Raw genomic sequence first — 19259 nt, forward strand, 5'->3', positions numbered from 1 at the left:
CGCCAACCGTTTCCGCGGGTGCAGATATTAAACATGGCGAAGCAGAGATTCTCATCTTCCAATCTGCTCCGCCCCGTAAAAGCTCGCTGCCGTGCTATCCCAAACTTATTCCTGTGCTGCAAGCGCAGCCTGAAAAAGTTCATTCTTCCGCAAACCATGTTTGCGCGCCACATAGCCTGCAGCATCCTTTAACCGCAGCCCGAGCCGCGACAGTTCAAGCACGTCCGGAACAAGAGCTGTGAGCAGCGAATGCGAATTATCAGCAGAACCGGGAGCACCCTCTACCACGACCGCAATTTCACCGCGCACTTCCCCGCTGTTTGCCCAATCTTGAAGTGCGCCGAGCCGATTCCGAATCACTTCCTCATGCACTTTCGTAAGTTCTCGGCAAATAGCCGCACGTCTTTCAGCGCCAAACGCCTCCGCCATATCAGCCAAAGTTTGTGCAAGGCGCCGAGGTGATTCAAAGAAAATCATTGTGCGCCGCTCATCGGCAAGTTCCATTAGCATTTTTCCCGCTCTCCGTCTTTCCGCGGTAAAAAGCCTTCAAAAGTAAAACGATTTGCAGGAATTCCCGAAATCGCCAAAGCAGTTACCGGCGCCGACGGGCCAGGAATAACTGTGAGAGCGGCACTTTCCCGGGCAGCAAGTGCCGCGAGCCGGTATCCGGGATCAGATACCGACGGCATGCCAGCGTCGCTCACCACGACTACACTCTTCCCAGCTTGTGAAGCGGCAATGAGTTCCGGGGCTTTTTCCGCTTCATTGTGGTCGTGGTAAGGAATTACCGGAGCATGAATCTTTACACCAAGGCGGCCAACCAGATTCAGCAGCCTCCGAGTATCTTCAGCCGCGATAATATCTGCCGTCGTAAGAGCTTCACGTAAGCGCGGTGAAGCGTCAGAATCGTTACCAAGAGGAGTGCCCGCGAGAATAATCATGCTTTTATCGTCTCATATCCGACTAGAAGTTTTATATCCTGCAGATTGTCGGATATTTTCCACCGCATTCGCAATACTCGCAGCAGGAACTTATTTTTGTTGCATCGGGGACGGCAATGCGCGTTTCCGCTGCGCAACTTATGGCGGGAAGTCAGGTTCGTTACATAAATTAACGACGGACATACCAACACCACGTAAGTAATGGCAAGAAGTCATTTTCATTACGTAACTGGTGGCAAGAACTTGGGCTGTATCTTTCACCGGCGAAAGCACTTGCGTTTGCGCTGGTCACAGGATCGCGATAACGACAGCACTCCCGTCGTTAATCAAAACTGCCGATTTCGCCACCACTTACGTAAACATACAGAGCATTTCGCCACCAGTTGCGTAGGCTCGTGCCCGTCTCAGTTCCGACGGACACACTCCCGCAGCTCGAAAATGTGCAGATCTTTTTCGTTGGGTCTGGTTTGGCCGGTTCCAAGCGGTGTTTTTGCACAGCGGTCAGGCTTGATCTATGCAAAAACACCGCTTTCCACCCGAACACGCACCGGCTTTTTATTCCACTAAGCCGGACAAAAATGCGAAAAGCCGTCAAAGCCGATCCCGCCACCAGTTACGTAATCACACAGGACATTTCGCCGCCGCTCACGTACAATCGCAAGTACTTCGCCGCCGGTTACGTCAGGCGACACTCGCGACGTAAACAAAAATAGGGCTAGCGAACAAAAGTTATTGATTTTGGGTTAGTAGTCGTTTTGGTATGGGGTGGATGTGTGAAGGTTGTCCAGTCGATTCCGATGCCTCACCGTTGGTGTACGGGCTAGCGGGGAAAGTTGGTGTTATTCAGGTTGAGATGGTTAATAGCCTTGCTTCAGCTGAACTCCAAACCCTAAAAAGGCATAAAAAAATCGGACCCCATTGTCCGCTTTCCTTGTTTGTTATTTACTTGTATTGAAATCCAGATTACTTATCACCTAAGATTTCTGCGTTCAATATTGCCTGGTAAGCTTTCGCTTCTACCATCTGGCTTCCACGAACTTCGTGGTGACGTGATTTCTTAAAGAAACGCATCTGCTATTCACCTCCTTTTATCAACTCCTTTCAAATATTTTCGGTATTTACCGCCCGTAAAAACAAGCGGTAAATTCTTTCAAGACCCAGCAGGCCTTTCGTCTTATATTCTACACCCTGTTTCCGGAACAGACACTATGGCATTAGGCACATACGGCAGCAAAGCTGCAGGGATTATCTCCGCATACCTCGCCGCAGCTGCACATATCCGCTAAGTAAACGCGCCCAGGTTTTCTCGCCAAGCCATTTCGGTGCAGCAAGATGCATTAGCTTTTGTACCGCAACGGTACGAACATCACAATATTTCAAAATCCCTTCCGGCCCGTGGCGATGCCCCACTCCAGAATCTTTCATTCCGCCGCTTGGCGCCGCAATCGACCCCCACGCTGCAGCATATCCGTCGTTCACATTCACCGATCCGGCGTTTATGCGTGCAGCAAGTGCTTCTCCCGCCCGTAAATCTCCCGTCCACACTGCACTGTTTAGCCCATACCGCGTATTATTCACGAGCCGCAGTGCTTCTTCGTCAGATTCCACCCGATATAGTGAAACCACAGGTCCGAAAGTTTCTTCGGCATAAATTTTCATCTGCGGCGTAACCCCGGTGAGAATTGTCGGCGCAACTGCGCGCTGAGAAATCTGCGGCAGCAGTTCTCCGCCTGCAAGTACCTGCGCCCCTTTGCGACGGCATCTTGCACATGCGAAAGCACTTTCGTTACCTGCGTATCAGAAATCAGCGGTCCGATATCGCTCTTCCAGTCCAGGGCCGCGTCTACTTTCAACTTGTTCGTCACCCGCACAAATTCGGAGACGAATTCATCCCAGATTTCGCTGCGGATATAAATCCGTTCCATCGAAACGCATAGCTGCCCAGACGAAGCGAAACTTGCCTTTGCGGCAGCTTTTGCGGCGCGCTTCACCGGAGCATCTGCACGCACAATCATCGCATTCTTCCCGCCAAGTTCAGCCGAATAACCGACTAGCTGCGCACCGGCGAGCGCACCAATTTCCTTTCCGGTTGCGGTTGATCCAGTGAACATCATGTAATCACATTCGGCAATCATTGCCGGCCCAAGTTCCCGCCCGGATCCAATCACAATCTGGAAAACACCGCTGGGCAGCCCGGCACGTGCAAGCAAAGCCGCAGCTGCGATTGCTGAGTAAGGCGTGAGCGAATCAGGTTTAAGTATGACGGTATTTCCAGCCATCAATGCGGCTGCCGCATCGGATATGGCGAGAGTCAGCGGATAGTTCCACGGTGAAATAACCGCAACCGCGCCTTTTGGCTGGTATTGCACGCAGGCGCGAGTCAATATCGGCACGGCGCCAGAAACACTTCGCGGACGCAGAAACTTTTCTGCATATTTCGCATAATAAAGTGTATTTGTTAATACGTCATACACTTCTTCATATGCTGAACCTCGCGACTTCCCATTTTCCCACTGCAGCACATCAAGTATCTCTTCACGAAATTTCAGCACTTCGTCCGCGAAGCGCGAAAGTATCCGCTTGCGTTCTTTAAATCCGACGTTTCGCCAGTGCGTTCCCGCCTCCCGTGCTGCAGCAAAAATCTGCGGGATATCGTCTGCAGCTACCGTAGGCAGAGAACCAATCTCGCTGCCGGTTAACGCCGCAAACTTAACTGCACTATTTGCTTCTCCAGCTGCGCCTTTCGCGCAAAATCTGCTCGGGTTGGGCGCGATTTTCGCCAGTGAAGCACGTGCTTGCTGATCAATCGCAGCAAATTTACGGGCGCGTTTTTGCGCGTATTTTTCCTGAACACTCTCACCTTGCACATACCCGCTGCGCACATACCCGCCGTGCGCACACTCTTCGGCACCTTGCGCATGTTTTTCAGTATAAAATTTTTCACTGTCTAATTTTTCAGCGTCTAATTTTTCACTGTCGATTTTTTCAGCGTCTAATTTTTCACTGTCGATTTTTTCAGCGTCAAAGGTTTTAGCGGCTTGCCCGCGCGGATTCACTTCAGTCATGAAACAATTCTGCCCGGAACGCAAACAAAATTGCAGCTGTTCACATTAATGCACACTAATATTCTCCGGCAGCGAACCAGCAAAACTGCTTATCTCATCCTCAAGACTTTAGTCCTTAACTGCGGTAGAGTTGGGAGCAGCAGATTTTAAGTTCAAAGGAGACAAAGATGTCTAGTCAGAAAACGGGATCAAACCTGAAATTAGTATTTCACGTAAACGAAAATGACCGCTGGCCGTTTACGCTCCGGTCTGTCAGCAATTTGGTTCACTCTGCAGAACACGGCAAAGCCGTCGTAGTGGTAAACGGCAGTGCTGTCCGCTCATTTTCCCAGCTTGAGCTAGAACCAATGCGTTTTGCGAAAATTAAGGAGTTAGCGGACGCCGGCGTAAGGTTCGTACTCTGCGAAGTCGCCTTAAATGAACGCCAAATTAAACGCGAACTCATCCCGGACTATGTGGAAACTGTGCCTGCCGGAATCGTCGAAATTGCAAAACTGCAAAGTGAAGGATACGGGTACGTAAAAGCATAATCAGTAAACGCGTAAATATACCGAAATTTACACCGTTATTCACAAAAGCAAATCTGCGTTTACATATCGTTTCAAACACAGACTTCCGCATATTTCATACCTGACTTTGCATAAAATACGCGCATGGATTCAGGCAATTCGCGCAAATAAGTTCACGAAAAATGTGTTTTCGAAATTCCAACTCAACTCTCACCCGTCGAAAACCATGAATTACAATGGTGCCGATGGAGAAAATTACGGATTCGCACAAGTACCTCTCGGCAACAGCGACGGAAGCTGCGCGCGAAACAGTAGGCGCATGGCTTGCCGCCAGTGAAGAATACCGTAATTTCACCGCGCAAATCTTGCGGGAACACCGTGTGGCCGGCCGAAAACTCACAGCCACCGTCGTGAATCTTCCGCATTCGCAACCGCGCTGGAGTATTCTTCCGCTCCCCGCACAAGCCGGGGTGATGCTTGCAGCCCGCGCCCGTTACGCGCGCACACATTTACTGCGCACTGAATTTGATGCGTTCTTGAAGCTCTTATCCGACGGCGGTGCGCGTGCTTACCGCGATGTTGAAGCTTTCAGCTCTCCGCAGTTCACAAATCACCCGCATGCGCTTCGGCAAGCAAAAATTGCCGGCGAGTTCCTGGTAAAACTCGCTGCAGAGGGGAAACGGATTGGATTTACCAGCGATGCAATTAATCTTCGCGAACTGCAGCGCCAGGAGGAAATCCCTGATTTGCAGGATGCGCTTGAAGATCGTTTCAATCTTGCCGCACTGCTTTCAATTTCAGATACTGACGAATCCGTTGAAAGAAAACCGCGCGCCGAAAAAGTTCGCGAGTCGAAAGCAGCTTGGAAGATAACCGCGCAACTCTCCCGGAAACCGAAAAATACCGGAACCTCACCCGGAATCACTGGAATCTACCGCAGCGGCAGCGGAATCTGAAATCACGAAAGTCAAGAAATTCGATGCTTTGAACCTCACTGCCGCCGAGTTTGCTGATTTACCAAAAATTATCAGCAAACTTGATTTGCTCGCAGCTGAACTAGCTGAATATCGGAATCACTGCGTTCAACTCGCTACCGAATTGCGCCGAGAATTAGCTTCCCAAACACTGCAAAAAACTGATCTTGACAAACTGATTCCTTTTAGCTGGCAGCCGTTGAAAATCGGGGTGCTGAAAAGTGCCGGAATCACGAATGTCGCAAATTTGCTTAGCAAAAATGCAAAAATCAGCTCCATTGCCGGAATCGGCGAGAAAACAGCACAAGCCGTGCTGGGAGCAGCTCACGCTTTGCAGCGCGATGTCCTCGCCGAAACTCCGACACGAATCGACGCAAATAATCCCTCACCAAAAGCCGAAGCATTACTGCAAGCGCTTATTGTGTGGGAACAAGTCCAAGCACAGCTCACTGCAGCAGACCGCACCGCGCTTTCTTTTGCCGCAGCAATTAAACCGCGAGTGCATCAGCTGAGTCTCGGTATAGATCGGGTGATTGTGGTGGGCCGTGCACGCCCCGCCGCCGATTTTGTAAAGTTCATTTCAGCAGCACGTAAGCTTGCCAAAAACTTCCACGGATTTAAAACCGGAAAAAATAATCTGCTTGATTCGCCGGTACAAAACGTTTGGCAAGAGTTTCAATCCCGAGCTGCTTCGTTTTATGCGCAAATGGCGGAAATCGGTATTCCGACTTCAGATTCGCAGCGAATTTCCGGCGATCTTCCAGAACAGGTAGTATCGCAGGTGCAAAATACCAAACTCAGCACATCGCTCTTAAAGGTCTCGCTGCGCGGATATCAAAATTTTGGCGCCCGCTTCATCACAGCACAAGAGAAAGTGATTCTCGGTGACGAGATGGGGCTGGGAAAAACACTTGAAGCGCTGGCTGTTGCGGCAGATATTTGCGAGCAAAGCAAAGCACATATCGTGGTAATCTGTCCGGCAGCCGTCGTTACTAACTGGATTCGTGAAATAGAGTCAAAAACTACTCTCCCCGGATATCGTCTTCATGGCAGCGCTCGGGAGATGGCCGCAAAGACTGGCTTCGCATCGGCGGGATTGGAGTTACCACCTATGAGAGTCTGGGCTGGTTTGTTCCGTGGCTAAACGCGCAGGCTCCGCATAATTTTTCACTTTCCTATGTAATTGCAGACGAAGCACACTATGTGAAAAATCAGGATGCGAAACGTTCCCAACGTACCTCGCATTTGCTGCAGCGCGCACGAATGGCAGTGCTGCTTACCGGAACTCCGATGGAAAATAATCCGAACGAATTTCGTACTTTGATTCGCTATATTCATCCGCATCTCGCTGGGGTGCAGTCGCTTCGTCCGCTGCATTTTCGCAAGAAAGTTGCCCCGATATATTTGCGGCGGACTCAAGCGGATGTACTTGATGAACTCCCTCCCTGATTGAGAATGAAGAATGGATTCCATTTTCGAAAACTGATCAAGAAATTTACGACGGCGCTGTGAAAGATCGAAACTTTATGGCGATACGTCAAGCTGCGATGATTTCAAGCGAGTCTGCGAAAATTGCACGAATTAAAGAACTTTTATCTGAAGCGAAAGCGAATGGGAAAAAAGCGATTGTTTACTCGTATTTTTTGCGTCCGCTTGAGGTGCTGCAGAAAGCGCTTGAAATCGAAAATGGCGATGAACTTGCAGCAGAAAATATCTCAGCGGTATCCACTGCGGATTCTGCTGCTATCCGCAGTGCCGATAGCGAAAATGCCGATAACGACGATATTGCCGTCGGCAATACGCATAATGTTCGCAGTTTGAAAGTTCATACCAGACCGAACTGGAGTGCAAATTCGTTGATTATTGGTCCGCTGACCGGGAGTGCGAGTCCCGACCAGCGGCAGGCAATGGTTGATAAACTCACTGCGGCCGATCCAGGCGCAGTATTGCTTGCACAAATTGGCGCAGGCGGGGTTGGGCTGAATATTCAAGCAGCGAACGTGGTGATTATTTGCGAACCGCAGCTGAAACCTACTACTGAATGGCAGGCAATTGCCCGATCTTATCGAATGGGGCAAACTTCTGCGGTGCACGTTTACCGGCTCCTTTCTGAAAAAGGGCTGGATGCGCTCCTTCACCGACGCCTTGCCGAAAAAGCAAATCTTTTCGATGAATACGCCGATGTTTCCGAGACGGCTCTCGCCGCCGAAGCGACAAAAGATCTTATCAGCCTGCTTACACAAAGTTAGAAAGTTAAATCGGGTTAGCTTAGCACTAATTGCTTCCAATACTTTTTGAGCATTGCAGAAAAGACTAATTGTCGCCTTATCTTTCTATCACTACTATGTCACTCTCGGTCAGCCTTTCTTCCTGCAACATTTTTATTCGCTCTTCATGAGTAAGCTTTGCGCCAAATTTTCATCTTTGACAATCACAGGTGCGAGCAGCCGGCATGACGAGATGGTGTTTGGAACGGACCGGTAGATACTGTCGGTCGTAATCACCTTTTCCAAATACTCTCAATGGCACAACTTCGGTCAGATTTGAGTCTGTCATCGCTGCTGTACAAATCCGCCTGTAGATATTTTCACCATGTCTACGGTTTGCCAAATTCCGGTGAGTATTAGTCTTTTTCACGCCGCATTTCGCGATTGAGTGCGCTATGTATTTACCAAATGTCTAGCCTCGGATCGAAGTAGCAGTTTTCTTCCGATAACAATCGATGCTCTGACGTTCGATGGCGTGCAGCTTTTATGTCATCAACGGGTGGCAAAGTTCAAAATATCACTATCTTTGCCGAGCGCAACTTCATTCGCCACATACACCTGCCAACCAGACACAGATGACAGCTTGAGTTGTGAACCATATCCGTCTCGTTTATTACGATTCACATAACAGTAGTAGTCAACTAACGACTTACTCAGCAATGAAATTTAACATGGCCGATTTCTCAGACTTAGTGATGAGGTCGGGTCTTGATTTCTAGGAATGCTATTTGAACTTGATATGCAGGAGCTCGCGCCTATGGACGCGCCGTTCTGGGCAACTGCAGCAGGTGTTGTATCCGGAATCTCTGCACTGTCTGGAGCCGCATATACCGTATTAAATCACTCGTTGCGGCGTCAATCATCGCAACCTAATCCCGCTACGATTCATTAGTGCTTAGTAATACTGATGAGCTTCTGTGAACCTGAACGTTCAGGTTCACAGAGTTCCTATAAGAAGTGATACGTATGAATAAGGAAGTGATACACATGAATAAGAAGAACATTCCTCAGGATGGTACTACCAGAGTGCCTGGATTCTCATTGCTCTCCTCGCGGCAATCTTCGTCATCGTTAAGTTTGTCAATGAGAACTTTAAATCTGGTGCCCTATACATTGCACTAGTAGCTACTCTTGCTGCTCTGGCATATATAGGCTTTCGGAATCGTCGAAATAGATAGTTATGGCAGAAGCAGCAATTGACTTTCGAGGATTTTCGAAGTCTTTTGGCTCAGCGGCCGCCATTAAAGATGTTTCGTTTACCATCAAACAGGTCGAGTTGCGGGACTCTTGGGAGAAAATGGAGCAGGTAAGAATACATGTTTATGTGGACTCCTTGGTCTTATTAAGCCAACGCTGGCGACGCACTCATTTTCAGCAGTCCATTTAAAACCCGTCGCAAGACAAACATCGCGGGAACTTCAATTGACGGCATGGGATTCATCCCTGCAGCGACTGTCAAACGTGAACTTATGATTTGGGCGCATGCACACAACGTCAGTAGCAGGCGAGTTAACCAGGTACTGGAGCAAGTAAGCCTCACAGATGCCCGTAACCCTTTCCCAAAACACAGAAAGTTCTGAATTCAGAATCAGGTTTCCGCTTCCAACCGCATTTCCCGCTCACGGGCATTTTGCCACCAGTTGCGTTAGCTTAGGAGGATTCTGCCACCAGTTGCGTAACCTCGCGGGCACTTCGTTATCAGTTACGTCAGCTCATGCCCGTCTCATTGCCGACGGATACAGTCCTGCAGCCCGAAAAATGTGAAACGCCCTTTTATTCGGATCCAATTAGCCAAATCCAAGCTGCATCTTTTATCCCGGTCCAGTTTAGCTGGTTCCAAGCGGTGTTTTGCACAGCGGTCAAACTTGATCTATACAAAAACATTGCTTTCCGCCTGAGCAAACACCAGTTTCATTGCGTTAACACCAACATCGAATCCGCAGCACCCACACCTCCTCCCAAAAACCAACCTATCCGCGGCACCGCACAAACACCAGCCCCGCAACACAATCCCAAAACTCTTTTGAATACTTCCTAGGCATAAAACAATCCTCTCAAAACCTCGGAACAAAACCTGGAACGGTTCACCGCACAAGCATCAACCTCACCGCGCAAACACCGCGAATATAAATATGAAGAACCGCTAAATTCGCAAACCGTCGGAAAAGAAAATACCGGCGTTTGCACATCCAGGGATCAAACAACCTAAAAATCGTTGAATTTTAAAGAAAATCTTCATACAATAGTGCAGAGTAAACCGCCCGGTCAAAACTAGATCACACCTGCAAAACCGCTAATATAAGCCAAAATCTTGTTCAAGACCACAAAAACTAAAGCTGAATATTACTATGAAAAAGGGCAGAATTAGCAATGGTAGGTAATCAGAAGCATTTAATATCCCTGGAGAAAAATGTCTAAGAGAAAAATCACGTTCATTTCCCTGGCATCCGCAGCAGGAGTACTCATCGTACTCCTCGCAGGATATCTCCTGTATTTCGGGCTTGGAGAACGTGCACTTCCCGGTGTAAAAATTGGCGAAATTGACGTTACCGGGAAAACGGCAAAAGAAATTGAAGCACAGTTAAACGACGTCGTAAAAACTGAGCAGATTAACTTTACCGGCAATAAACTTGCGAAAAAATCCGCAAAACTTACAGATCTTGGAATCACGCTCGAAACAGCAGCTGCAGCAAAATCAGCTCTCACTCCGAACAGCAGCTTCGGGAATTACTTCACGCTGCCATTCACCGGGAAAAAATCACACCAAAGCTAAACGTGAATCAGGATGCGCTCATCAAATACGCTTCGCAGCTCGCCGCCCAAATTACTGACGCAAAACCTGCCGTCGAGCCAAAAATTATTGCTGAAGGAGAAGAATTCAAAATTGTGTCAGGGCAATCCGGACTCGGAATTGACTCAAAATTCTTTCCAATGCTGCAGAACAACTCGTGAATCAGCAGAAATCAGTAGCTGCGAAAATTGAACTCTCCGAAATTAAACCAAAAATTTCCGAAGCTGAACTAAAAACAACAAAAGCTGCAGCTGAAAAATACGTCGCCAGCGAAGTTAGCATCACCGCTGGGAAAAGAACCATCAGCGCAGATAAGCCCACGCGCGTTAACTGGATTTCATTCGAAAACAACAAAGCTGTCTTAAATGAAGCTGCGCTGAAAAATGGCTCACCGATATCGCTAACCCGCTATCGAAAAAGCTGTCGCCGGCACACGCAATGTAACCAATTCCGGGAATGTCGTCGAAATAGTCAAAAAGCACAGGCAGAAGAAAAAGTCACAAATTTTGATGAAGTTTTTAAAACAATCAAAGACAACCTGCAAAAAGGGCAAAACACACAAGCTGCCCTAAATGTTGAAGTCGGCACAGAAACATGGAAAGACCGAATAATCGCTCCGGGTGCAGAAAACCTCACATATAAAGCGACCGTCGGAGAAAAATGGATTGACGTAAACCTTTCAACTTTTAAGATGACCGCTTACGAAGGCGCCACCCGCGTCCGCGGCCCAATCACCGTCGTTACAGGCGAATCAGAAACACCAACGATTACCGGAAAATACAAGATTTGGCACAAGACCAAAGTGCAGGATATGCGCGGCACACATCCCGACGGCACCGAATATCACGCAAAGACGTACCGTGGAATATGTTTTTCCACGGAGACTATGCAATTCACGGGGCACCCTGGTGGGGTCCGAATCAATGGGGTTTCCAAGGTTCCAGCGGCTGTGTAAACACGCCAACGCCGGACGCAAAATGGCTCTACAACTGGGCGCCGATGGGCACTGTGGTAGTAACGCACTACTGACGCTTCTGCTGCCGGCAACGATCCGGCAACGATATTGCATCCAACGCCCGCAGTTTGCACGTTCACACCGTACTAGGCAGAAATTGCTGCCGCTTACTATCCGCCCGATACTGCTTCGTCACGTAACTGGCGGCAAGAAGTTGTTTTCGTTACGCAAGTGATGGCGGGAAGTCAATTTCGTTACACAAGCGGCGGCAAGAACTTAGTCTGGGATTTTCACCGCCGAAATCGCTTGCGTTTATGCAGGTCACAAGCTCGAGATAACGACGGCGCTCCTACCATTACGAAAAACTGCGCACTTTGCCGCCAGTTACGTTAAAAAACGCAGATTCTGCCGCCAGTTACGTAAACCGCGGCACCCGCGGCAGAACGAATACATGAAGAGTCAATTAAGTTCCCCGTGCGGTATGCCGCATACCGCACGGCCGCACAGCACAATAACAACACAATATCGGCGCACAGCACAACAGCCGCACAATACACTGCCGCGAGCACTAATCTTTTCCGTACATCCGCCCGCATCAAACAAGCCGAACAGCTGCACTAACCGCAGCACACTCACAAAAAACAGCCGATTACATCCGCTTAACTCTTCATTACATCAGCAATTGCAGCAGCACCGTATATTCAGAGCCATCAACGGGGTGACACGTGCAAAATTCTAATAGAATTTTCCGCAGTATTATATCCTCAAAAGCGGTGATTATCATCTCCGCACATCCCCTATGGAAAAGCTAAATCTTTCCGGCATACTAGATGGAATGAAGCGCGAGCATGCGCTCGATCAATGCAAAAGATTTTAGTTCTTCGAAAACTCGATTAACTGCTATCGCTGGCAAAACGGTCGCAATATGCACAGCGCGTGCCCGGCTTCCACACTGGCCGCGGCACCTCTGCCGAGGCTATCAAAGCAGACAATACAAATCTGGAGGCTTCAGTGCATAAAATCGGTTTTGACCGTGAAAAATATATTTCCATGCAATCTCAGCACATTATGGCACGCAGAGACGAAATCGGCGGAAAACTCTATCTTGAGATGGGCGGAAAGCTCTTCGACGATATGCATGCTTCGCGCGTTCTTCCAGGCTTCACCCCCGACAATAAAATCGTGATGCTTGAACAGCTAAAAGATGAGATTGAAATCCTGATTGCCGTAAACACGATGGATCTTGAACGTCAAAAAATTCGCGCCGATCTTGGAATTTCATATGAAGACGACGTGCTCCGCCTGGTAGACGTATTCCGCGAACGCGGCTTCCTCGTCGAAAATATTGTCCTCACACGCGCCGATACCGATCCGCGGATTGCCGCCGAATTCCGCGAACGTCTCACAAAACTCGGTTTGAAGGTTTCTTTCCATTACACGATTTCCGGCTACCCGACGGACACAAAACGAATCGTCTCAGATGAAGGTTTTGGGAAAAATGAATACGCTGAAACTTCCCGAAATCTCGTGATTGTGACTGCACCTGGTCCCGGTTCAGGGAAGCTCGCAACTGCTCTTTCACAGGTTTATCATGAGCATCAGCGCGGGGTAAACGCGGGGTATGCAAAGTTTGAAACTTTCCCGATTTGGAATCTCCCGCTCGACCATCCGGTAAATATCGCCTATGAAGCCGCTACTGCAGATCTTGACGATGTGAACCTGATTGACCCGTTCCATCTTGAAGCTTACGGCAAGAAGTGCGTGAACTATAACCGCGATGTGGAAGCTTTCCCGCTCCTTGCAAAGCTGCTTACCAAGCTCACCGGTTCGTCTCCATACAAAAGCCCGACGGATATGGGCGTAAATATGGCAGGAATGTGTATTTCCGACGATCAAGTCTGCCGTGAAGCTTCAAAACAGGAAGTTATCCGCCGCTATTATAAAGCGCTCGTAGAAGAAAAAATAAACGATGCCGCTCCAGTACAATCTGCACGTATCGCTGTGATTATGAGCAAGTTGGGGCTTGAGCCGGAATACCGCCGCACAATTCAGCCTGCTCTCGATTTAGAAGCAGCCACCGATGCTCCGGCTTCCGCAATCGAACTTACCGACGGCACGATTATTACCGGAAAGACTTCTGAACTGCTTGGGTGCTCAGCAGCAATGCTGTTGAATGCGCTAAAACATCTTGCCGGAATTGACCGAGAAGTGAAGCTGCTTTCTCCGGATGCGATTGCGCCAATTCAAACACTGAAGACAAAGCATCTCGGATCGCAAAATCCGCGTCTGCATACCGACGAAGTACTTATTGCACTTTCCGTTTCGGCAGAGAATTCTGCAGATGCACGTCTCGCTCTCGGCAAACTCTCCGAGCTGCACGGATGCGATGTACACACCACGACAGTACTTGGCACAGTTGATGAAGGAATTTTCCGGAACCTAGGCTGCCTGGTAACTTCTGAGCCAAAGCGCTCAAAGAAAGGGCTTTATTGGAAACGCTAAAGTGTGCTCATAATTTAGTGTAAATAAATCCGGCACAGTTTTAATTTCAAGTTAACGACGGCTGCGGGGTGCTGCGAGTTCGAAACCAGAACTCGCACCACCCCGCAGTTTCACTCAATAGTGGAAGTAAAATTCTTACTTCGCCGCCCGCAGCACTGTAAATTTCGGATTACGCGCCAATTCGATTACTGCACCAAAGCGCTTTTCTAATTCTTGCCGGTAACGCAGATGTGAATTATGCACAAAATAGAGCAGCCCATTAGCAGCTAGTTTTGCAGCTGCCGCGTCGAGCAGGTGTTGGACTATTGTCGGATCAATTTCGGTACCTTGATGGAACGGCGGATTCAGGAACACAAGATCCATTTCTCCGTCGGGAATTGAATGTGCCGCATCATCCCATGAGATTTTCACGCGCCCGTCGAGAATCTCACTCAGCATTGTTAAATGCGTGGAAGTAACCGCATCTGCCGAAATATCAGTATCAAAAATTTTTGCGTTCACAAATACATCAGCAAGCGCACGCGAGACTAATCCGTTACCGCATCCTAAATCAAGAGCTGCGAACTCGCGCTGGCGCGCCTGCAGTTGGCGTTTTCCTGGCTGATCCTGACTCGCTAATTCACACAGCCGTAAAAATCGGCAATTGCCGTCTGGGCAAGGAATTCTCCGCCGTGATCGGGTTTCCCGCCGGAAAATACTCCGCCAACTCCGTAAAGCGCGGCAGGTTTTTCCTGGCAAGGTAATTTCATTTTTCCGATTACTGGATGATACGGATCAGCTTCTGCACTTGCGCCAAATCCGACCAAACACCGGAATTTACCGCGTCCGCGTGAAGCATGGACTTGACTGAAAACTTCCCCGATTACCGCATTTTGGTTTCGCGTCAGGTACTTATTATTACCGCCGGCAATAAATACTAAGCTGCCCGGTTGTTTTTCGCTGCTTTCAGAATTAGCAATAGTTCTTTTTCCGGCTAACGAGCGCACAAAATAGCGCAATTCTTCAAGCGATTTCGGCATTTCAGTAAGCGCTAAATCAATCTGTGCCGGCGCAATCCTCCCGTTGAAACCAGCATTTGCGTCATCAAAAAATATATCCAGCTGAATTTCTGTTTCGTAACCAGCCGCGAATACGCGCGCTCCGACACCGGCGGCATCAGCAATATCAAGGGCAGCAAAAGTCTGCAAAATATCACGTGAACCAATGAAAAGCCGCGCATCTTCATGTTTGCGCAAATGTGCTGCCGCAAAAGCAGTAAGTGATCCGTGCGGATCGGAAAACACCGCAATATCACGCACTTTCGAAAGTTCATTAGTTTCTGCGCGCGCAACATCGCAGATTAACTGATCAAGCGTCTGCATTAAATTCTCTCCCTACTGGATAACCCGGATATTCTGCGTAATTTCAGCAATCTAAATATTGCGGCAATCTGTATCATCTCAGCGTTATCAGTAACATCCAATCCGATTATATTTGCATAAATTCCGATAATTACTTGCGGCTCTTCGCAGCGTTATCCCAAAGATTTACGCCGGATTCAACCGCATAACGATCAATCAAAGCAAGCTCTGCAGCGCTAAATTCAAGATTTTGCGTTGCAGCAACCGAATTTTCCAGCTGTGCTGCCGATGAAGCTCCAACCAGCGCCGTCGTTACCGTCTTTTTCCTTGATCGCGTAAAATCCAGGCAATCGCCATCTGTGCTAAAGTCTGCCCGCGCTTTTGTGCAATTTCATTCAAGGCACGTACTCGCTCCAGCACTTTTGCAGTGAGCTGTTCTTTCCGCAGCTTCCCTGCAGCTATCCGCGAACCATCTGGAATCCCATTTAAGTATTTGTCAGTGAGCAAACCTTGCGCGAGCGGAACGAAAGCAATTACACCCATATTCTCCCGTGCCGCAACATCAAGCAGTGAGTCTTGCGTATTTCCTGTTTCTCCGTTGCTTTCGCTGCCTTCAATCCACCGATTCAACAGCGAATACGACGGCTGATGAATTGCTAACGGCGTTCCCAGTTCGCGTGCAATCTTTGCTGCCTGAGCTGCGGCATTTGCTGAATAGGAAGAAATTCCGATGTAATGCGCCTTTCCTTGCTGCACAATATCATGCAGGGCCAGCATCGTCTCTTCAAGATTCGTGTCTGGATCCGGGCGGTGATGATAGAAAATATCAACATAATCCAAACCCATCCGCTGTAAAGAACAATCCAGGGAACGCATCAAATATTGGCGCGAACCACCGAATCCGAGCGGACCGTCCCACATATCCCATCCGGCTTTGGTGGAAATAATCATTTCCGAGCGATGCGCCTGAAAATCCTTAGCGAGAATCCGCCCAAAGTTTTCTTCAGCTGAACCAAACGGCGGCCCGTAATTATTTGCTAAATCAAAATGAAATACCCCCAAATCAAATGCACGGCGGATGATTTCACGCTGTGTCTGGAAAGGACGGTCGTCGCCGAAATTATGCCAAAGCCCGAGAGCCACCCGCGGCAGCTGCAAACCGGTATTGCCGCAGCGCGCATAAACTGCCTGGTCGTAGCGGTGAGGTGCCGGGCGGTAATAAATATCGTTAATTCGCGAATCAGCCATGCCCTAATCTTTGCATCTTCGCAGCAAACGCGCCAAACACTTTAGCCGTCAGCGAGTTTCCAATTGCCAGTATTGCATTTTATATACCATCCAGATAATCAGTATTACCGTTCAAGTATCTAGTATTGATTTTTTACGATAGCTTCGTAAAAATTACCAGATTTGCTGCCGCCGCTTCGTACCAGGTGTCTTGTACGCACCCCTTACTTGCGCCGCCCGCTTTCGATTCGCAAAATCACTTCCGCTGCATTCATCTCACGTATTCATGAGATATGTATCAAAAATAAAAACGTTAACGATAAAACGATAACTAGGATAAATCAGGATAAGAATTTTCATTTCTCTTCAGCAGCAAAAGCAAAATGCACTACACACATTCCAAGCAGCATCAACACGCCGAAAATCGCGAATACACTTTGATAACCGAGCAGATCACGCAGCATCCCAAAAGGTTTTGAAAAGATAATATTCCCGCCAAAAGAGGTTACATAATATCCAATTAAATAGACCGTCGCCGTTAAACGTAAGTCGAATTGCTCGGTAATATATTCCATTATCCCCAGCACCAGCAGCGGCACCATCAGCGCATGAAACACTTTGGTAAGCATAATCAGCACAATAGAATCTGCAATTGCCGAGCTAAACACAATGAATGCCATCACGAAAGCTGCTGCAAGCACAATGCGTTTCGCCCCAAACTTCCGCAGCAAAACCGGAACCGCGACCATCAGCAGCGTCTCGCAGATAGCTTGTATTCCAACAAAAATTCCAAATACCCGCTGTCCGAGAGCCGGATTTTGAAAATGCGAAGTAAAGAAATCCGGAAACATTTGCGATTCGTAGATTTGATACATACTCCATGTGAGCAGTGAAAATCCCATTACTGCCCACAGTTTCGGGTTACGCAGAACAAGCTTTGTAGCTGCGAATACTGATAACGACGGTTCACGAAGCATTTCGCTGCCGCCCGCATTCCCCGCTTTCTGCGCTTCCGCCGGCACTGGTATTTCAACTTGCCAAAATAGCTGCACACCCAACAGAAAAACTCCAAGGATCGAGGAGACCCAAAAATCAGCAGCGGCTCTACCGTAAACAAAAATCCTGCACTGAGCAGCGCAATTGCATAACCGAAAGATCCCCACATCCGCATTCTTCCAAAAACAATTCCGGCACGGGCACAGAGCCGCCCAAAATAGGCTTCGAAAATTGCCATTGCACCTGCGAAACCGAATGCGAAAAACGCGGATCCGAGAATTACCCCAAGCAAAAAATTAGTTTGTAATAGCGGGCGGAAAATCCAGGTTGCAAAAGGACCATTACAAGCTGCAAGCAAACTTGTAAAAATCAAAATTTGCCGGCGCAAATCAAGTTTGTCTTGAATCGCCCCGTAAAGAAATAACACCACGACCGTCGCCACGGAATAAAACGAAAAGAAACTCCCCACTTCCGATCCGTTAAGCATAATTCCTCCGGATTCAGAGGTGAGCCAAATTTGGAAAAAGCCCCACCAGATAGCCCAAGATGTAAACAGGAGCAAAAAGCTAAGCGAACCGTAGCCATAACTTGTGTTCGTTTTCAGCACTGCTGCCAAGGAAACCGCCTTACCTGGGTTTGAGGGAAAATTTAGCAGGAAATAATAATGAGCACGCAAAAGTTAAGTCAGTTTAAAGCTGATTAATAAATTCTGCAATATTTGCCGCATATTGTGCGGGTGCGTAATCATTCCATCCAGATTCCGCTCCGGAAATTGAAAAATATTCGATATTCGCGTGTTTTGCAGCTAACTGGCGGGTTTCACGCGCAATTTTCCGCTCTTTTTCTGCCGCGAGTAATCGAATCGGCACATTTACGTTTGCAAGAGATTGTGTGCCGAATTCCGAAATCCACGAGAGATAGTGAAACTCTTGGGAAGAATCCGCTGCTGTTGGTTTTCTGCGTTTACCGGCAAAAGCAAAACGGGCACGTATTTTCGCCAAACTAATCTGCCGCGCACTTACTTTAAATTGCGGTTCGCTGAGGAAAAGTGCTGCCACTTTCTGCGGATTTACGTGATAGTAGTGCAGTGCAGCTGCAGCCGCATTTCCGGCAGCGGCAATTACTACCGGCTCGTTAATGTTTAAGGCTTGCAGATCTGCATTAATCAGCTGTGCAAGTGCACTAGTTTTTGCGTTTGCATCCCAATCACCCACAAAGCGCTCCTGCACGCCATGTAAATCCGGAGCAATAACTGCCCATAGTGCTGGAAGTGAATCAGCCACACGCCGCCAGACCAGGGCAGTTTCTTTCGCATTATGCAGCATTAAGAGAGCGGTCATTGATTTCCAGCTTTCTGAAACAATCCATTTTCTTTAAGTTTCCAATTTCGGCAAGGTTTCTAATTTGCACAAAGTTTTCAAAATCGAAAGTTTATGCACGCCGACGGTCAAGCAAGGCGTCGAGTGTGGTTCCTCCGCCGAGCACGTCCGAGCGCAGTTCTTCTTTTCCGGTCATCTTTGGCGCCGGATTTGCTGTTTCTAACGGGCCTTCGCCAATTCTCTCACCGATCCGTACCGGACGGTAGGGAACTTTGCAAGTTCCGCGCTTGCGTCAGCTGCAGCGGTGTACGGAGCAACTTTCCGCTTTTGAATTTTCGGCTTTAGAGTATAGCTCGGAGCATTTTGGGCCCGG

15 protein-coding genes and 3 pseudogenes are annotated in these 19259 nt (G+C 48.4%); 10 read left to right on the top strand and 8 right to left on the bottom strand.

Going from position 1 to position 19259, the window contains the following annotated elements; all coding sequences use genetic code 11:
- Positions 1–105: 105 nt before the first annotated feature.
- From RQN30_RS05215 to RQN30_RS05225, 3 genes and pseudogenes are all read right to left on the bottom strand, one after another.
- Entirely contained in the window at positions 106–504 is a 399-nt protein-coding gene (locus tag RQN30_RS05215) for an SAM-dependent methyltransferase (RefSeq protein ID WP_353061556.1), read from the bottom strand.
- Positions 504–941 carry a 16S rRNA (cytidine(1402)-2'-O)-methyltransferase gene (gene rsmI, locus RQN30_RS05220; RefSeq protein WP_353061557.1) on the bottom strand — a complete coding sequence of 146 codons (438 nt, stop codon included), beginning with the start codon at positions 939–941 and terminating at the stop codon, positions 504–506. Before rsmI ends, RQN30_RS05215 begins: the two co-directional genes overlap by 1 nt.
- A gap of 1245 nt (positions 942–2186) precedes the next feature.
- Positions 2187–4006: pseudogene (locus tag RQN30_RS05225) on the bottom strand (succinic semialdehyde dehydrogenase).
- A 167-nt stretch (positions 4007–4173) separates the two neighbouring features.
- Between RQN30_RS05225 and RQN30_RS05230 the strand changes: the two are divergent.
- The 10 genes and pseudogenes from RQN30_RS05230 to RQN30_RS05275 all read left to right on the top strand — a co-directional run bounded on the left by RQN30_RS05230 (position 4174) and on the right by RQN30_RS05275 (position 14004).
- Entirely contained in the window at positions 4174–4536 is a 363-nt protein-coding gene (locus RQN30_RS05230) for a DsrE family protein (RefSeq protein WP_353061558.1), read from the top strand.
- A 224-nt stretch (positions 4537–4760) separates the two neighbouring features.
- Positions 4761–5471, top strand: coding sequence for a hypothetical protein (locus RQN30_RS05235; RefSeq protein WP_353061559.1), 711 nt, complete (start codon positions 4761–4763; stop codon positions 5469–5471).
- A gap of 28 nt (positions 5472–5499) precedes the next feature.
- Positions 5500–6633: an SNF2-related protein gene (locus RQN30_RS05240; RefSeq protein WP_353061560.1), complete on the top strand. Its 1134-nt coding sequence runs from the start codon at positions 5500–5502 to the stop codon at positions 6631–6633.
- On the top strand, positions 6609–6938 hold the full coding sequence (locus tag RQN30_RS05245; RefSeq protein ID WP_353061774.1) for an SNF2-related protein: 330 nt from the start codon (positions 6609–6611) through the stop codon (positions 6936–6938). The genes RQN30_RS05240 and RQN30_RS05245 overlap by 25 nt, the downstream gene beginning before the upstream one ends.
- Positions 6939–7015: 77 nt before the next feature.
- Positions 7016–7738, top strand: a complete 723-nt coding sequence (locus RQN30_RS05250; protein WP_353061561.1) for a C-terminal helicase domain-containing protein — start codon at positions 7016–7018, stop codon at positions 7736–7738.
- Positions 7739–8936: 1198 nt separating this feature from the next.
- Entirely contained in the window at positions 8937–9143 is a 207-nt protein-coding gene (locus tag RQN30_RS05255; protein ID WP_353061562.1) for a hypothetical protein, read from the top strand.
- Positions 9144–10166: 1023 nt separating this feature from the next.
- Complete coding sequence (locus tag RQN30_RS05260) at positions 10167–10529, top strand: hypothetical protein (protein ID WP_353061563.1); 363 nt, start codon at positions 10167–10169, stop codon at positions 10527–10529.
- Positions 10514–10708: a peptidoglycan binding domain-containing protein gene (locus tag RQN30_RS05265; RefSeq protein WP_353061775.1), complete on the top strand. Its 195-nt coding sequence runs from the start codon at positions 10514–10516 to the stop codon at positions 10706–10708. Before RQN30_RS05260 ends, RQN30_RS05265 begins: the two co-directional genes overlap by 16 nt.
- A gap of 530 nt (positions 10709–11238) precedes the next feature.
- A pseudogene (locus tag RQN30_RS05270) lies at positions 11239–11576 on the top strand (L,D-transpeptidase).
- A 937-nt stretch (positions 11577–12513) separates the two neighbouring features.
- Positions 12514–14004: a DUF1846 domain-containing protein gene (locus tag RQN30_RS05275; protein ID WP_353061564.1), complete on the top strand. Its 1491-nt coding sequence runs from the start codon at positions 12514–12516 to the stop codon at positions 14002–14004.
- 135 nt (positions 14005–14139) lie between these two features.
- Here the strand turns inward: RQN30_RS05275 and RQN30_RS05280 are convergent, their stop codons facing one another.
- From RQN30_RS05280 to RQN30_RS05300, 5 genes and pseudogenes are all read right to left on the bottom strand, one after another.
- Complete coding sequence (locus RQN30_RS05280) at positions 14140–14700, bottom strand: class I SAM-dependent methyltransferase (RefSeq protein ID WP_353061776.1); 561 nt, start codon at positions 14698–14700, stop codon at positions 14140–14142.
- Positions 14619–15365, bottom strand: a complete 747-nt coding sequence (locus tag RQN30_RS05285) for a hypothetical protein (protein WP_353061565.1) — start codon at positions 15363–15365, stop codon at positions 14619–14621. The genes RQN30_RS05280 and RQN30_RS05285 overlap by 82 nt, the downstream gene beginning before the upstream one ends.
- A gap of 291 nt (positions 15366–15656) precedes the next feature.
- Positions 15657–16592, bottom strand: a complete 936-nt coding sequence (locus RQN30_RS05290) for an aldo/keto reductase (protein ID WP_353061566.1) — start codon at positions 16590–16592, stop codon at positions 15657–15659.
- A gap of 335 nt (positions 16593–16927) precedes the next feature.
- A pseudogene (locus RQN30_RS05295) lies at positions 16928–18174 on the bottom strand (oligosaccharide MFS transporter).
- Positions 18175–18256: 82 nt separating this feature from the next.
- On the bottom strand, positions 18257–18907 hold the full coding sequence (locus RQN30_RS05300) for an alpha/beta fold hydrolase (RefSeq protein WP_353061567.1): 651 nt from the start codon (positions 18905–18907) through the stop codon (positions 18257–18259).
- Positions 18908–19259 lie beyond the last annotated feature (352 nt).

Source organism: Arcanobacterium hippocoleae (assembly GCF_040360365.1).
GTDB lineage: Bacteria > Actinomycetota > Actinomycetes > Actinomycetales > Actinomycetaceae > Arcanobacterium_A > Arcanobacterium_A hippocoleae_A.

Bases quoted from the DNA above. Each gene is read 5' to 3' on its own strand.
- RQN30_RS05300 (WP_353061567.1), bottom strand. From the start codon at position 18,907: ATGACCGCTCTCTTAATGCTGCATAATGCGAAAGAAACTGCCCTGGTC.
- RQN30_RS05285 (WP_353061565.1), bottom strand. From the start codon at position 15,365: ATGCAGACGCTTGATCAGTTAATCTGCGATGTTGCGCGCGCAGAAACT.
- rsmI (WP_353061557.1), bottom strand. From the start codon at position 941: ATGATTATTCTCGCGGGCACTCCTCTTGGTAACGATTCTGACGCTTCA.
- RQN30_RS05290 (WP_353061566.1), bottom strand. From the start codon at position 16,592: ATGGCTGATTCGCGAATTAACGATATTTATTACCGCCCGGCACCTCAC.
- RQN30_RS05250 (WP_353061561.1), top strand. From the start codon at position 7,016: ATGGCGATACGTCAAGCTGCGATGATTTCAAGCGAGTCTGCGAAAATT.
- RQN30_RS05255 (WP_353061562.1), top strand. From the start codon at position 8,937: ATGGCAGAAGCAGCAATTGACTTTCGAGGATTTTCGAAGTCTTTTGGC.
- RQN30_RS05260 (WP_353061563.1), top strand. From the start codon at position 10,167: ATGTCTAAGAGAAAAATCACGTTCATTTCCCTGGCATCCGCAGCAGGA.
- RQN30_RS05235 (WP_353061559.1), top strand. From the start codon at position 4,761: ATGGAGAAAATTACGGATTCGCACAAGTACCTCTCGGCAACAGCGACG.
- RQN30_RS05230 (WP_353061558.1), top strand. From the start codon at position 4,174: ATGTCTAGTCAGAAAACGGGATCAAACCTGAAATTAGTATTTCACGTA.
- RQN30_RS05215 (WP_353061556.1), bottom strand. From the start codon at position 504: ATGGAACTTGCCGATGAGCGGCGCACAATGATTTTCTTTGAATCACCT.